Annotated in this window: 15 protein-coding genes; 9 read left to right on the top strand and 6 right to left on the bottom strand. The window is 67.7% G+C overall.

Translation table 11 applies throughout. From position 1 onward, the window contains the following. Nucleotides 1–32 precede the first annotated feature (32 nt). The 4 genes from SFB74_RS24835 to SFB74_RS24820 are packed head-to-tail and all read right to left on the bottom strand — an operon-like array spanning nt 33 to nt 2696. Nucleotides 33–608: a hypothetical protein gene (locus SFB74_RS24835; RefSeq protein ID WP_432727000.1), complete on the bottom strand. Its 576-nt coding sequence runs from the start codon at nt 606–608 to the stop codon at nt 33–35. Continuing rightward, on the bottom strand, nt 605–1741 hold the full coding sequence (locus tag SFB74_RS24830; protein ID WP_432726998.1) for a PilW family protein: 1137 nt from the start codon (nt 1739–1741) through the stop codon (nt 605–607). Before SFB74_RS24830 ends, SFB74_RS24835 begins: the two co-directional genes overlap by 4 nt. Continuing rightward, on the bottom strand, nt 1738–2295 hold the full coding sequence (gene pilV / locus SFB74_RS24825; RefSeq protein WP_432726997.1) for a type IV pilus modification protein PilV: 558 nt from the start codon (nt 2293–2295) through the stop codon (nt 1738–1740). The genes SFB74_RS24830 and pilV overlap by 4 nt, the downstream gene beginning before the upstream one ends. Continuing rightward, complete coding sequence (locus tag SFB74_RS24820) at nt 2289–2696, bottom strand: type IV pilin protein (protein ID WP_432726996.1); 408 nt, start codon at nt 2694–2696, stop codon at nt 2289–2291. The genes pilV and SFB74_RS24820 overlap by 7 nt, the downstream gene beginning before the upstream one ends. Before the next feature lie 219 nt (nt 2697–2915). On the opposite strand from SFB74_RS24820, the gene SFB74_RS24815 reads away from it, so the two are divergent. From SFB74_RS24815 to SFB74_RS24775, 9 genes are all read left to right on the top strand, one after another. Next, entirely contained in the window at nt 2916–4988 is a 2073-nt protein-coding gene (locus SFB74_RS24815; RefSeq protein ID WP_432726994.1) for a carbon starvation CstA family protein, read from the top strand. A gap of 4 nt (nt 4989–4992) precedes the next feature. Beyond that, entirely contained in the window at nt 4993–5199 is a 207-nt protein-coding gene (locus SFB74_RS24810; RefSeq protein ID WP_007837269.1) for a YbdD/YjiX family protein, read from the top strand. A gap of 126 nt (nt 5200–5325) precedes the next feature. Then, complete coding sequence (locus tag SFB74_RS24805; RefSeq protein WP_432726993.1) at nt 5326–6129, top strand: class I SAM-dependent methyltransferase; 804 nt, start codon at nt 5326–5328, stop codon at nt 6127–6129. A 123-nt stretch (nt 6130–6252) separates the two neighbouring features. Continuing rightward, nucleotides 6253–6684 (top strand): sel1 repeat family protein, encoded by a 432-nt coding sequence (locus tag SFB74_RS24800; protein WP_432726992.1) that lies wholly within the window; start codon nt 6253–6255, stop codon nt 6682–6684. 97 nt (nt 6685–6781) lie between these two features. Then, nucleotides 6782–7474, top strand: coding sequence for a hypothetical protein (locus tag SFB74_RS24795; RefSeq protein WP_432726990.1), 693 nt, complete (start codon nt 6782–6784; stop codon nt 7472–7474). Between the two features lie 22 nt (nt 7475–7496). Then, on the top strand, nt 7497–8117 hold the full coding sequence (locus tag SFB74_RS24790; protein ID WP_432726988.1) for a phosphoribosyltransferase: 621 nt from the start codon (nt 7497–7499) through the stop codon (nt 8115–8117). 158 nt (nt 8118–8275) lie between these two features. Further along, the gene (locus SFB74_RS24785; protein ID WP_432726986.1) at nt 8276–9376 is read left to right on the top strand and encodes an alpha/beta hydrolase; all 1101 of its coding nucleotides are present in this window, start codon (nt 8276–8278) and stop codon (nt 9374–9376) included. Nucleotides 9377–9458: 82 nt separating this feature from the next. Further along, on the top strand, nt 9459–9941 hold the full coding sequence (locus tag SFB74_RS24780; protein WP_432726984.1) for a hypothetical protein: 483 nt from the start codon (nt 9459–9461) through the stop codon (nt 9939–9941). A gap of 40 nt (nt 9942–9981) precedes the next feature. Further along, the gene (locus SFB74_RS24775) at nt 9982–10530 is read left to right on the top strand and encodes a hypothetical protein (RefSeq protein ID WP_432726983.1); all 549 of its coding nucleotides are present in this window, start codon (nt 9982–9984) and stop codon (nt 10528–10530) included. A 33-nt stretch (nt 10531–10563) separates the two neighbouring features. Here the strand turns inward: SFB74_RS24775 and metC are convergent, their stop codons facing one another. Both metC and SFB74_RS24765 read right to left on the bottom strand, forming a co-directional pair. After that, the gene (gene metC / locus SFB74_RS24770; protein ID WP_432726982.1) at nt 10564–11769 is read right to left on the bottom strand and encodes a cystathionine beta-lyase; all 1206 of its coding nucleotides are present in this window, start codon (nt 11767–11769) and stop codon (nt 10564–10566) included. 43 nt (nt 11770–11812) lie between these two features. Beyond that, nucleotides 11813–12823 carry a Bug family tripartite tricarboxylate transporter substrate binding protein gene (locus SFB74_RS24765; RefSeq protein ID WP_432726981.1) on the bottom strand — a complete coding sequence of 337 codons (1011 nt, stop codon included), beginning with the start codon at nt 12821–12823 and terminating at the stop codon, nt 11813–11815. Nucleotides 12824–12874: the final 51 nt, after the last annotated feature.

Below are 12874 nucleotides of genomic sequence, written 5' to 3'. Positions count from 1 at the left end.
GTTCGTCGTCGGGTTGTCGTGAAGTGGCATGCCTAGGAGGCACAGAAGGCATCGAACTGCGCCTTGTTGAGCAGCGCGCGCACGCCCTGGCGCACGGCCGTGGAAGTGCCGGTGGCGGTGTCGGTCACCGTGGTGCTGATGTCCCAGACCGAGTTGTATTGGTCGGGCAGCGTCGCGAGCCCGGAGCCGCTGGTGGAGGCGCCGCCCGTGACGCCGCCCGGGCCCGTGGTGCCGCCGCTGCCGCTGTCCAGGGCCTTGGTGGCGCGCACGCACACGGGGGCGGCGACGTTCACCGTGTAGTCGGTGACGCCGTCGTTGTTGATGTCCACCAGACTCACGGTGGGTTGCGGCGGCGAGAGCGTCGGGCTGCCGTCGCTGCCGGGCACGAGCAGGCTGGTGGCGGCCTCTTCGATCGCGCGGTTGGCGGCCGCGACCGCTTCGTTGCGCGTCTGCAGGTTGCCCACCGCCTTGAGGTTGGCGTTGCTCAGGTTGAAGGCGGCGGTGACCACCAGCGTGATCAGCAGCAGCATGATCATCCCGATGAGCAGGGCGGCGCCGCGCTGGCCGCCGCCACGGGTGCCGCCGATGCGTGGCATGCGTGTCTTCATGGCGTTTCCCTCCGGCCGGTGACGTTGCTCAGGCGCACGGAAGTGGAAAACGCGTGGCGCTTGTAGTGGTCGTTGAACGGCCCCAGCGTGGCGCCGCCGAGCTGGTAGGTGCGGGTGTCGGTGTGGCCGGGCGAGGCCTCGACGCTGCGCGCCAGCACGTTGAGCTTGACGGCCACCACGTTGACGAGCTGATCGGCGGTGCAGGCGGGGCTCGTGGTGCAGTGCACGAATGCGCCGTCGGGGCTGCCGTCGCCGCGGTTGGCGGGCGTGGACTTGTTCGCGGGATCGGCCCAGGCGATGGCCGTGGTGTAGTCCACGGCGGCGCCGGTCTTGCTCAGCGTGTCGAGACCGAGCTCTACGCGGAAGCCCTCGACGCCCTCGATCAGCGGCGTCGGCGGCTGCTGCGCCAGCGTGCCGCCCGCCAGGTCGAAGCGCGAGCGCGCGAGCGTCGGGATGCCGTCGCCCACCGTGTCGGCGTAGTCGCGCACGTAGTAGATGTCGGCGACGAGCTTGCGCTTGGGCGATGGGGTGGTGCAGTCCTTGCGGAACGTGGTGTCGAAGCCGGCGATCGACAGCGAGAAGGACGACGGCTTCTGCGTGCCGCACAGCGACGACTGGAAATACATCGCGCCGCTCGTGTCGGCGTCGCAGTTGGACGTGCCGGGCAGGCAGGTCTCGGCATGGCGCACCACGAGGATGTCGGTGCCGGCCTTCTTGTTCTTCAGCAGGTCGGCGCAGCTCGCGGGGACGCTGTCGTAGGTCTGCACCGGGAGGTCGAGCAACTGGCGCTTGTAGTCGTCGGTCCAGTTCGCGGCGGAGTAGGGCAGGCACGGGTCGGGCAGCGCGCCGGTGGGCACGTGCGTGGGGGCGCCGGTGACGGTGAGATCGTCGAACTCGGGCATGTAGTTTTCCCAGAAGCCTGCGTGGGAAAGCTCGTTCTCGAGCACGAAGATGCTGAGGCGGCCGGTCTCGATCTGGCGGTTGACCCGCTCCAGCTCGCGCTGGGAGTTGCTCACGTTGAGGAAGAGCGCGAGCAGCGCGGCCACCACGATGAGCGTGATGGTGATGGCCACCATCAGCTCGATCAGCGTGAGGCCGCGCTGGGCATGCCCCAGGGCTCGCGTGCGGTTCATGAGAGCGACCCGATGCGCACCAGCGTGGTCACGGCGCGGCGGCACTTGTCGCCGGTGCACTGGGTGCCGGTGTCGTACTGGCCCTTGCCGCAGGCCACGCCGGCCGGCGGTGCGGAGATCGGCCCCAGCCCCTGCCACGCGACGGTGACCAGGTACTCGTTGTTGCCCATGTCTTCCACGCAGCCGCGCCCGCCGATCACGGTGCCCAGCTTGCTGCCGCCCGAGATTTCGGCGGCGCCCTGCAGCGCGTTGCACCACTCCTTGGCGTCGGTCTGCTGTCGCGTGCCGGTGGCGGTGGGGCAGGCGGCGTCGGCGCCCAGCGGCGCGCTGGTGACGTAGCTGGCGGCAGTGCGGCGGTTGGTCGCGATGCGGCTGGCCATGTCGTTCAGGAGGATCAGCGCCTGCGAGCGCTGGTACGACTCCATCTCGGAAGCCTGCATGCGGGCCTGGAGCCCGACGAGGCCGAACAGGCCGATGGCCACGACGAGCAGCGTGACCAGCACCTCGATCAGCGTGGTGCCGCGCTGGCGGCGGATGAAGCGGCTCTTCACCATTTGCCGGACGGCGCCTTCACGCCTTCGCTGGTGAGTGTGAGGTTGCCGTCACCCGATTGCGCGCCGGTCGGCGTGAAGGTGAGCGTATAGCCCGGAATGCCGGTGGTGGAGAGGGTGACGTCGTAGCTGTAGTTGCCGGAAACCTCGGCGGGCAGGCTGTAGCCGCTGGCGGTGAGTGCCGCCTTGTCGGCGTAGCCGCGGTTGGCGATGAGGAACTGCTGCTGCCGGTTGGCGATGTCCAGCATCTGCGCCTGGGCCGCCGAGCGCTTCGAGCGGACGACGTACTGCTGATAGCTCGGCAGGGCGATCGACGCCAGGATGGCCACGATCGCGACCGTGATCATGAGCTCGATCAATGTGAAGCCGCTGCTGCGTCTGCGTGCCTGCGAATGCTGGTTCATCGTGGCTCGAAAGGAATGTTTCACATTGTTAATTATGTGAATTTATCACATTTATGAGAAATGCAAGGCCTCGGGAAGACCCGTTTCCGGGCCTCGTACCGGTGGAATCGAGGGTTTCCCATTACGCAAAGCCACGCGCCCGCCCCGCGCGGTCCGACGGATGCGCCACGGCGCTGGGCCGGCAAAACTCCCCGGGTTCAATTCCGAGGAGACATCCGCATGCACAGCATCCGACGCCATCTGGTGTGGCTGGTCGTGGCCGTGGTCGGCGCGTTCGCGCTTGCCACCGTGGCCCTGACCCGAGGCGAAAGCGTCAACGCCCTCTGGGTGGTGGCCGCCGCGATCTGCACCTACCTGATCGCCTACCGCTACTACAGCCTCTTCATCGCCGACAAGGTGCTGGGCCTGGACGGCAACCGCAAGACGCCGGCGCACCGCCACAACGACGGCCTGGACTACGTGCCGACCGACAAGAACGTGCTGTTCGGCCACCACTTTGCGGCCATCGCGGGCGCGGGGCCGCTGGTGGGACCGGTGCTCGCGGCGCAGATGGGCTACCTGCCCGGCCTGCTGTGGGTGCTGGCCGGCGTGGTGTTCGCCGGCGCGGTGCAGGACTTCATCGTGCTGTTCATCTCCACGCGGCGCGACGGCCGTTCGCTGGGCGATCTCGTCAAGCAGGAGATGGGGCCGGTGCCCGGCATGATCGCGCTGTTCGGCACCTTCATGATCATGATCATCATCCTCGCGGTGCTGGCGCTGATCGTGGTGAAGGCGCTGGCCGAATCGCCGTGGGGCACCTTCACGGTGGCCGCGACGATTCCCGTGGCGCTCTTCATGGGCGTGTACCTGCGCTACATCCGCCCGGGGCGCATCGGCGAGGTGTCGCTGATCGGCTTCGTGCTGCTGATGCTCGCCATCTTCGGCGGCCAGGCCGTGAGCCAGAGCCCCGAGTGGGCGCCGCTCTTTACCTTCGACGGCAAGGCGCTGACCTGGATGCTGGTGGGCTACGGCTTCGTCGCCGCCAGCCTGCCGGTGTGGCTGCTGCTCGCGCCGCGCGACTATCTCTCGACCTTCCTGAAGATCGGCACCATCATCGCGCTGGCCATCGGCATCGTGTTCGTGATGCCCACGCTGCAGATGCCCGCCGTCACGCAGTTCGCGCAGGGCAACGGCCCGGTGTGGTCGGGCAGCCTGTTCCCGTTCCTGTTCATCACCATCGCCTGCGGCGCCGTCTCGGGCTTCCACGCGCTCATCTCCTCGGGCACCACGCCCAAGATGCTCGACAACGAACGCCATGCGCGCTTCATCGGCTACGGCGGCATGCTGGCCGAGTCCTTCGTCGCCGTGATGGCGCTGGTGGCGGCCTCGTGCATCGAGCCCGGCATCTACTTCGCGATGAACAGCCCCGGCGCGCTGGTCGGCACGACCGCGCAGCAGGTGGCTGCCACCGTGTCGGGCTGGGGCTTCGTGATCACGCCCGAGATGCTGGTGCAGACCGCCAAGGACGTGGGCGAGACCACCATCCTCGGGCGCACCGGCGGCGCACCGACGCTGGCCGTGGGCATGGCCCACATCCTGCACCAGGCGATCGGCGGGCAGGCCATGATGGCCTTCTGGTACCACTTCGCGATCCTGTTCGAGGCGCTCTTCATCCTCACGGCCGTGGACGCCGGCACCCGCGCCGGCCGCTTCATGCTGCAGGACCTGCTGGGCAGCTTCGTGCCTGCGCTCAAGCGCACCGACTCGCTGCCGGCCAACCTCGTCGCCACCGCGCTGTGCGTGGCGGCCTGGGGCTACTTCCTCTACCAGGGCGTGGTCGATCCGCTGGGCGGCATCAACACGCTGTGGCCGCTCTTCGGCATCTCCAACCAGATGCTGGCAGCCGTCGCGCTGATGCTGGGCGTGGTGGTGCTGTTCCGCATGAAGCGCGAGCGCTATGCGTGGGTGGCCATTGCGCCGGCCGCGTGGCTGCTGGCGTGCACGCTCACGGCGGGCTGGCAGAAGATCTTCTCGTCCGACCCGAAGATCGGCTTCCTCTCGCACGCGGCCAAGTACACCGAGGGCATCGCCAACGGCGTGCTGGTGGCGCCGGCGAAGACGCCCGAGGCCATGTCGCGCATCGTCTTCAACGACCGCCTCGACGCCGCGCTGTGCGCGCTCTTCATCTTCGTGGTGCTGAGCGTGCTGGTGTACAGCATCAAGGCCTGCATCGCGGCGCGCGCGGCCAACCGGCCGACCACGCAAGAGACGCCGTTCGAGGCGATGGGCGCCGCCACCACGGCCGCCCACTGAAGCCATGGGCCTCGCATTGCCGGAAGCCGGGCGCTACTTCGCGCGCTCGCTCAAGCAGTCGCTGCGGCTCATGGTCGGGCTGCCCGACTACGACGCCTACCTGACGCACATGGCGGCCACCCACCCCGACCGGGCGCCCATGAGCTACGAGGCCTTCTTCCGCGAGCGGCTGGAGGCGCGCTACGGCGCGGGCAAGGGCCGCTGCTGCTGAGCGCGGCGCGGCATTGCGTTACAGCTCTTGCCTATGGAAGCCCCGTCCCGAGGGATGGACGGGGTCGTTAGCCGGGCCTAGAGTCCCGCCCATGTCCGCAGCCTCGTGGCTGGCATGGAGGGTGATATGTCCCAGGATCCCTTTGCAGAGTTCAAGAACCGGCAGCGCGAGATGTGGTCGACCTTCGCGCCGACCGCCATGTTCACGACTCCGGTGGCCGGGCACCTCGTCAGGTTCGCGCAGGTCGAGCAGGGCGAGTCGGTGCTGGACGTCGGAACCGGAACCGGCGTCGTGGCCGTCTCGGCGGCACGCCGCGGCGCACGCGTCACGGGGCTCGACCTGACGCCCGAGCTGATCGAGGCCGCGCGCGAGAACGCCCGCATCGCCGGGCTCGATGACATCGACTGGACCGAAGGCGATGCCGAGAACCTGCCGTACGCCGACGCTTCCTTCGACGTGGTGCTCAGCCAGTTCGGCCACATGTTCGCGCCGCGCCCCGAGGTGGCCATCGCCGAGATGCGCCGCGTGCTCAGGCCCCACGGCCGCATCGCCTTCGCCACCTGGCCGCCGGAAGATTTCGTGGGGCGAATGTTCGCCTTCATCGGGCGCAACTCGCCGCCCCCGCCGGCCGGTGCGTCGCCTCCGCCGCAGTGGGGCAACCCGGGCATCGTCGCGGAGCGCCTGGGCCCGCATTTCGAGGCGCCGTTCTTCGGGCGCGGCACCATGCAGTTTCCGGCCCTGAGCATCGAGCACTTCCGCCTGTTCCTCGAGCGCTCGGTCGGCCCGATGCGCAAGCTCGTTGAAAACCTCGCCGGCGACCCGCAGAAGCTGGCGGCGCTGCGGGCCGAATTCGACGCGCTTGCCGGGCCGTACTACGTCGACAACGTGGTGCAGCAGAACTACCTGCTGACGCGCGCCCGGGTGCGTTGAGCGCGGAGGAGGGCGCTGCCGCCTCAGTCTGCGGCTGAGCCCGCCTGCGCGAATTCCAGCTTTTCCGTTCGGTGCCGCGGCGCGACGATGCCTCCACGACAACATCATTCGTGGAGAACCTCGATGCCATCCGAACAACTCAACCTCAACCAGATGACCGGCTTGTCGCTGCGCCTGCGCGTCCTGCTGTCGGGTGCGCTGTTGCTCGTGGCTGCGATCAGCGCGGCGCGTCCCTCGGGCGGCGCGGACATCGACCTGCAGGCCGAGCAGCGCTTCCAGCTCGCGCTCGAGGCCCAGGCCGGGCGCGACTACCGCGCGATGCTCGAGCACCTGCGGCAGGCTGCCACCGAGGGCCATGCCGAGGCGCAGGAAATGCTCGGCATGGTGCTGATGACCGGCTCCACGCTCTACGGCAGCGCCGTGAAGGCCGACCGCTGCGAAGCGGGCGTGTGGATGCGCCGCGCGGCGATGCAGGGCAGCGAGACGGCGAAGGTGCAGCTCACCTTCCTGAATCGGCTGCGGACCTCGCCGGCCGGCAAGCGCGCCTGCGACTGACTGAATTGGCATCCGACTACGGCCGCGTCCGAGCGACGGTCGCACAATGCCGCATGGCGAGGGCATCCGGTCGCCCTCGACGCAAGGACAGTCAACCATGCGCAATGTGCTCGACTTCAGTTCCTGGCAGGGCCTCTTCACGACGCTGCTGGGACTGGTGCTTGTTTCCGTCGTGGCGGTCGGCATCCGACTGCTGGTGATGCACAGCGTGCAGCAGCGGCGCGAGCGGCAGAACAGGCAGATCAACGAACGGCTCAAGACGCTCATCGCGGCCTACAAGGTGCTGGGTGGCTCGTTCACCGGAGACCTGGCCGTCGACCCCAGTCATCTGCGTGAACTCAGGCAGCGGGCGGGGGCTGCGTCGCCGGAGGATGCGGATGCTCAAGCCGGCTTGTCCGCCTCGGACCGGCGCCGGCGCATCCGCGATGCGGTGGAAGCCGCGCTCTCCGACGTGATCCTGCTGGGCACCGAGACGCACGTGCGCCTCGCGACCAAGGCCGCCAACGACATGGTCGCGGGCCGAGCGGTCGAGACCGCCGAGCTGGTCGTGGCGCTGCGCACTTTCATTCGCGACGTGCTCGACCTCGATCCTGTTCCGGCGGAACTGAGCATTCCCAGGCAGGGCCCCGTGCGAGCCAAGGGCACGCCCGCGCGCGGCGAGGGCGCCGGTGGCGGGCGCGCTGGCGGTTCGAAGAGTGGTGGTGGCGGCGGAAGTGGCGGCGGCATGGGCATGCGCGCTGAAACTGTCCTCGAGGGCGGCGATGCCCACGCGCCCGGCAGCCACGGATGAAGCGCGTGCAAAGAGGCGTGCCATGTTCAGTGACCGAACCGATGCCGGCCGGCAGCTCGCGCCACTGCTGAGCCAGTACCGCGATGCGCAGCGTTGCATCGTGCTCGCATTGCCGCGCGGCGGCGTGCCGGTGTGCGCCGAGGTGGCCCGTGCATTGCACCTTCCGCTCGACGTGCTCGTAGTGCGCAAGCTGGGCTTCCCGGGCCACGAGGAATACGCAGTCGGCGCCATCGCCGCGGGCGGCATCCATGTGACCGGCGAAGACGTACCGGCCGTGGCACACGTCCTGAAGCGGGAGCGGCGCGAACTGCAGCGGCGCGAGCACGAGTACCGCGAGCACTGCGCGCCGCTGGACCTGCACGGCATGACGGCGCTGCTGGTCGACGACGGGCTCGCCACGGGCCTTTCGATGCGCGCGGCGGTGATCGCCGCACGGGCGCTCGGTGCCGCGTCGGTCGTCGTGGCCGTGCCCGTGGGCAGCGTGGAGGCGTGCCAGGCATTGCGCGGCATGGGGGCGCCCTGTGCCGACGAGGTCGTGTGCATGCAGGTGCCTGAGCCCTTTGTCGCGGTCGGCCACTGGTACCGGTCGTTCGGTGCGACCAGCGATGAAGAAGTTCGCCGGATACTGGCGCAGTGGCGCTGATCCTTCCTCCTGTTTGAGTGCTTTTGTCCGCATCGGGCGCCAAGGCTCGCGCTCCGCTTCGGGTTTCAACGGGTGCTTGCCGTGTGCGTGCGATGCGAGCATCGATGCGCCCGGCCCCGCGCCGGTGCCATCCACACAAGACGAAGAAGAGGAAGCCGATGATTCCCAAGACCTCGCGCGTCGCGGCGCTGCTCATTGCCGCCGTGCTTTCCGCATGCTCCACCCAGGCCCCGCAGACCTATGCCGAGAAGGCGGCCGCGCAGGCCACGGCCAATGCGCAGCCCGGTGCCCGACGTTCGCCGGCCCAGCTCAGCCCCGTGCCGACGAACGAGGTGAGCCCGCAGATGCAGGCGCTGATCGCGGCGCCGTACCCGCCGCATTTCAACGCGGCGCCCAAGGACGCGGCGGAGTGGAAGCAGCTCATCAACAGCCGCGCCGCGCCCGTGATCGCGGCGATACCCGCGCTGAAGCAGAAGCTCGGCGTCTCCGTGCAGGCCACGAAGATCGCGGGCGTGAACGCCTTCATCGTCACGCCCAACAAGATCGCGCCGGGCAACGAGAAGCGGCTGCTGATGCACGTGCACGGCGGCGGCTACGTGTTCGGCCCCGGCGAATCGGCCCTGCCCGAGGCGATCCTGCTCGCGGGCATCGGTGGCTACAAGGTCGTCTCGGTCGACTACCGCATGCCACCGGACTTTCCGTACCCGGCCGCCATGGACGACGCCATGGCCGTGTGGAAGGAACTGCTGAAGACCAACAGGCCGAGGAACATGGCGGTCTTCGGTACTTCGACCGGCGGCGCAATGACCCTGGCGCTGGTGTTGCGTGCCAAGGCCGAGAACGTGCCGCTGCCCGCCGCCATCGCACCGGGCACGCCGTGGTCCGACATCTCGAAGATCGGCGACAGCTACCAGACCAACGAGTGGATCGACAACATCCTCGTCACCTGGGACGGATGGCTGGGCCGCGCCGCGTTGCTGTACGCGGCGGGCCGCGACCTGAAGGACCCGCAGCTCTCGCCGATCTATGGCGACTTCAAGGGTTTTCCGCCCGCGATCCTGACCAGCGGCACGCGCGACCTGTTCCTCTCGAACACCGTGCGCACGCATCGCAAGCTGCGCCGCGCGGGCGTGGAGGCGGAGCTCAACGTGTACGAAGGGCAGTCGCACGCGCAGTACGGCATCAATCCGGATGCGCCCGAGACGAAGGAGGCGTTCGGCGATATCGCGCGGTTCTTCGACAGGCATCTGGCGCGTTGATCGGGGAAATCGCTAGCGGACCTCTGCCTTCGCGCCGCTGACGATGAGGTAAGGTCGCTCCTTCAACACAAGGAGCGAGGAAATGAAGAAGTTCGGCGTTGCCGTTTTGTTGGCCGCTTGCTCGGCCGCGCATGCCGTAGGCTGGAATTACGAAGAGTCCGCCGACAAGATGACGGGAAAGAAATCTGCAAGCGCGCAGACGGTCTCGGACAACTCGCTGGATTTCAGTTTTCCCTATCAAGGCAAGAACCGGGGCTATATCACCGTTCGCCAGCATCCCCAGTACGGCCTCGATGTTCTCATTTCAATCGACAAGGGGCAGATGCTCTGCAGCAGCTACGACTGCAAGGTGTCGATCAAGTTCGACGATGGGCCTCCGGTCCGCTTCGGCGGAAATGGGCCGGCTGACCACAGCAGCGAGACGATCTTTCTTCAAGGCGCCAACAAGTTCATCGCATCGGCGAAGAAGGCAAAGAAGATCCTCGTGCAATTCAACGCCTTCCAGAACGGTTCACCGGTGCTGGAGTTCAGTACGCCGCAGTCTCTGGACTGGCCGCGAAAGTAGCTTGACCGGGTGCCTCCGAATGGATCGCGCTGGAAACCCGATGGATTGGATGCAGTTCAAGGCCCGAACGGAGGCGCAGTGGGTCGAAGTTGACGTCGAGCCTCATGTCTTCGGCTTTCAGATCGTGTCGGGGACGAGATGGAATGCTGGGATGAGCGAGCCCGATATCCAGCTTTTCGAGCAGCGGCTTGGATTTCCTCTACCGTTGGATTACCAGGAGATGGTTCGGTGCATCAACGGATTCGATCGCGAATGCATCAACGTCCACGGCAGCCATGAAGATGCCAAGCCCTCGTATTCCCGACAGTTCTACAAGTACCCCGATGACCTGCTGCACGTTCAGGGGTGGCTCGATCAGATAGCGGAGTTCAGGTCCTTTGTCGACGACGTGCTCGAGGCTGAAGGATTTGACGTGCGGGATCTGATTGGTTTTGTACCGCTCTATGGGCACAGGGCGCTGGCGGTGTTCAGGGACCGTACGTTGTCACCCGTCATTTCCATCGTCGGCAACGACGTAATCATCTACGGTCTAAATCTCGCGGAATACGTTCAGCATGAGTTCTTTTCTAACGAGTTCATGAACCGCTGAGTTCCTCGGTTGTATCTGCCCATCGCTGTCACTTCAGGCTGTTGGGTTCATCGCATCGAACCCACGCGCCAGATCCGCCGTGAGATCCGCCGGCGCCTCCAGCCCGACATGCAGCCGCACCACCGGCCCCCGCTTGCTCCAGTCCGTCACGCTGCGCGCGGCGCGCATGTTGGTCCAGGCCACGAGGCTTTCGTAGCCGCCCCATGAGGAGCCGCGACCGAACAGGCTGAGCGCATCGACGAAGCGCTCGACCGCTGCGTTCTCGACGCCCCGCTGCAGTTCGATGGAAAGCAGCCCGTTCGTGCCGGTGCAATCGCGCTTCCAGATTTCGTGCCCCGGATGCTGCGGCAGGGCGGGGCAGAACACGGTCGCGACCTCGGGGCGCTTCTCGAGCCAGTGTGCGACTTCGAGCGCGTGCCGCTCGTGCACCTGCAGGCGCGCCGACAGGGTGCGCATGCCGCGCAGCACCAGCCATGCGTCGTCGGGGCTTACGGTCATGCCGAAGGCGTCGCAGCGTTCGTTGAGCGGGCGCCATGCGGCTTCGGTGGTGGCGACGGTGCCCATCATCACGTCGGAGTGGCCCGAGAGGTACTTGGTCGCGGCCATGGTCGAGATGTCGGCGCCCAGCGCGAGCGGGCGGTACTGGACGCCGGAGCCCCAGGTGTTGTCGGCCGCGAGCAGCGCGCCGCGCGAGTGGGCCAATTCGGCGAGCTTCGGCAGGTCGCACATCTCGTAGACAAGCGAACCGGGGCACTCGGCGTACACCAGCCGCGTGTTCGGCTCGAACAGCGCCTCGATGCCGCTGCCGTCCGCTGCGAAGAATGTGCTGCGGATGCCGTACGGCTCCAGGAACGAGTGCACGAGGTTACGCGTGGGCTCGTAGACGCTGTCTGACATCAGCACATGGTCGCCCGGCTTCAGGTACGACAGCAGCACCATGCCGATGGCCGCGAGGCCCGTGGGAAAGAGCCGCGTGCGGTAGGCGCCCTCCAGCTCGCTCACCGCATCTTCCAGCGCGAAGGTGGTGGGCGTGCCGCGTGCGCCGTAGCTGAAGATGCGCTCCTCGTCGCGCCGCGTGCGTGCGTCGCGCATCGCGCCCACGCTGTCGAAGAGCACCGTGCTGGCGCGCACCAGCGGCGTGTTGACGGGCGATCCGCCGGCGTGGGAGGGGTTCTTGCCGGTGCGGGTGAGCCGGGTGTCCAGCGCCAGGCCGGCGGGAACGGTGTGCGAATCGGACATGTTCGAGGAGTCGATGAGGAGGCGGGCCGCTATGTTGCGCCAATCAGTCGGCGCGCGCACCGGAAAGCTTGACGATGCGCGACCAGCGCTCGATGTCCTGTTTCAGCTGCGCCGCGAAGGCTTCGGGCGTGCTCGCCACCACCTCGCTGCCGCCGTCGGTCACGAGCTTGGTCACGTCGGGCAGGTGCAGGGTGCGAACGATGGCTTCGTTGAGGAATGCCACGCGCTCGGGCGGCGTGCCGGCGGGGGCGAAGAAGCCGTACCAGTCCTCGAAGCGCGCGCCCTTGTAGCCCAGCTCTTCCAGCGTCGGCACCTTGGCGAACACGCCGATGCGGCGCGGGCTGGTCACGGCCAGCACGCGCAGCTTGCCGTTCTGCACGAAGCCGGCCACCGAGGCGGTGGAGGTGACCATCACATCGACCTGGCCGCCGATCAGATCGGTCAGCGCCGGGCCGGCACCCTTGTAGGGCACGTGCGTCATTTCCACGCCGTTGTCTTTTGCCAGCACCACGCCGACGAGGTGCGAGAGCGTGCCGTTGCCCGGCGTCGCGTAGGTCACCTTGCCCGGATTGGCCTTCGCCTTCGCGGCGAGGTCGGCGAAGCTCTTGATCGGCGAGTTGGCCTCCACCACCAGCGCGAGCGGCGCGGCGTTGATCTGCGTGATGGGAACGAAGTTCTTGATCGGGTCGAAGCCGGGCGATGCGTACAGCGACGGGTTCACGGCCATGATCGACACCTGCGAGGTGAGCACGGTGTAGCCGTCGGGCTTGGCGTCGGCCACGGCCTTGGCGCCGATGTTGCCGCCCGCGCCGCCGCGGTTGTCGACCAGGGCGGGCTGTCCCATGATCTCCGGCAGCTTCGTGGTGACGAGGCGCGCGGTCGCGTCGTTGCCGCCGCCCGGAGGGAAGGGCGAGATGAACTTCACTGTCTGCGATGGAAAGCCGTTGCGCGACGCCATCGGGTCGGCTGTGGCGGGCTGCAGTGCGAGTGCCGCGAGCCATGCGGCGGCGACGGCAAGACGGGCGATGTGCGGGATGCGGCTGGCGAACGGCATGACGGAACTCCTGGGGCTGGGAACTGACAAGGACGAACGGAAAGCGGGAGG

The sequence above is a fragment of the Variovorax xiamenensis genome (genome assembly GCF_050916385.1).
GTDB lineage: Bacteria > Pseudomonadota > Gammaproteobacteria > Burkholderiales > Burkholderiaceae_C > Variovorax.
This window is presented reverse-complemented; position numbering and strand designations above follow the sequence as displayed.

What these genes read in the sequence shown, in the direction of transcription:
- SFB74_RS24835 (WP_432727000.1), bottom strand. Translation starts at nt 608, where the DNA reads ATGAAGACACGCATGCCACGCATCGGCGGCACCCGTGGCGGCGGCCAG.
- SFB74_RS24830 (WP_432726998.1), bottom strand. Translation starts at nt 1,741, where the DNA reads ATGAACCGCACGCGAGCCCTGGGGCATGCCCAGCGCGGCCTCACGCTG.
- pilV (WP_432726997.1), bottom strand. Translation starts at nt 2,295, where the DNA reads ATGGTGAAGAGCCGCTTCATCCGCCGCCAGCGCGGCACCACGCTGATC.
- SFB74_RS24820 (WP_432726996.1), bottom strand. Translation starts at nt 2,696, where the DNA reads ATGAACCAGCATTCGCAGGCACGCAGACGCAGCAGCGGCTTCACATTG.
- SFB74_RS24815 (WP_432726994.1), top strand. Translation starts at nt 2,916, where the DNA reads ATGCACAGCATCCGACGCCATCTGGTGTGGCTGGTCGTGGCCGTGGTC.
- SFB74_RS24810 (WP_007837269.1), top strand. Translation starts at nt 4,993, where the DNA reads ATGGGCCTCGCATTGCCGGAAGCCGGGCGCTACTTCGCGCGCTCGCTC.
- SFB74_RS24805 (WP_432726993.1), top strand. Translation starts at nt 5,326, where the DNA reads ATGTCCCAGGATCCCTTTGCAGAGTTCAAGAACCGGCAGCGCGAGATG.
- SFB74_RS24800 (WP_432726992.1), top strand. Translation starts at nt 6,253, where the DNA reads ATGCCATCCGAACAACTCAACCTCAACCAGATGACCGGCTTGTCGCTG.
- SFB74_RS24795 (WP_432726990.1), top strand. Translation starts at nt 6,782, where the DNA reads ATGCGCAATGTGCTCGACTTCAGTTCCTGGCAGGGCCTCTTCACGACG.
- SFB74_RS24790 (WP_432726988.1), top strand. Translation starts at nt 7,497, where the DNA reads ATGTTCAGTGACCGAACCGATGCCGGCCGGCAGCTCGCGCCACTGCTG.
- SFB74_RS24785 (WP_432726986.1), top strand. Translation starts at nt 8,276, where the DNA reads ATGATTCCCAAGACCTCGCGCGTCGCGGCGCTGCTCATTGCCGCCGTG.
- SFB74_RS24780 (WP_432726984.1), top strand. Translation starts at nt 9,459, where the DNA reads ATGAAGAAGTTCGGCGTTGCCGTTTTGTTGGCCGCTTGCTCGGCCGCG.
- SFB74_RS24775 (WP_432726983.1), top strand. Translation starts at nt 9,982, where the DNA reads ATGGATTGGATGCAGTTCAAGGCCCGAACGGAGGCGCAGTGGGTCGAA.
- metC (WP_432726982.1), bottom strand. Translation starts at nt 11,769, where the DNA reads ATGTCCGATTCGCACACCGTTCCCGCCGGCCTGGCGCTGGACACCCGG.
- SFB74_RS24765 (WP_432726981.1), bottom strand. Translation starts at nt 12,823, where the DNA reads ATGCCGTTCGCCAGCCGCATCCCGCACATCGCCCGTCTTGCCGTCGCC.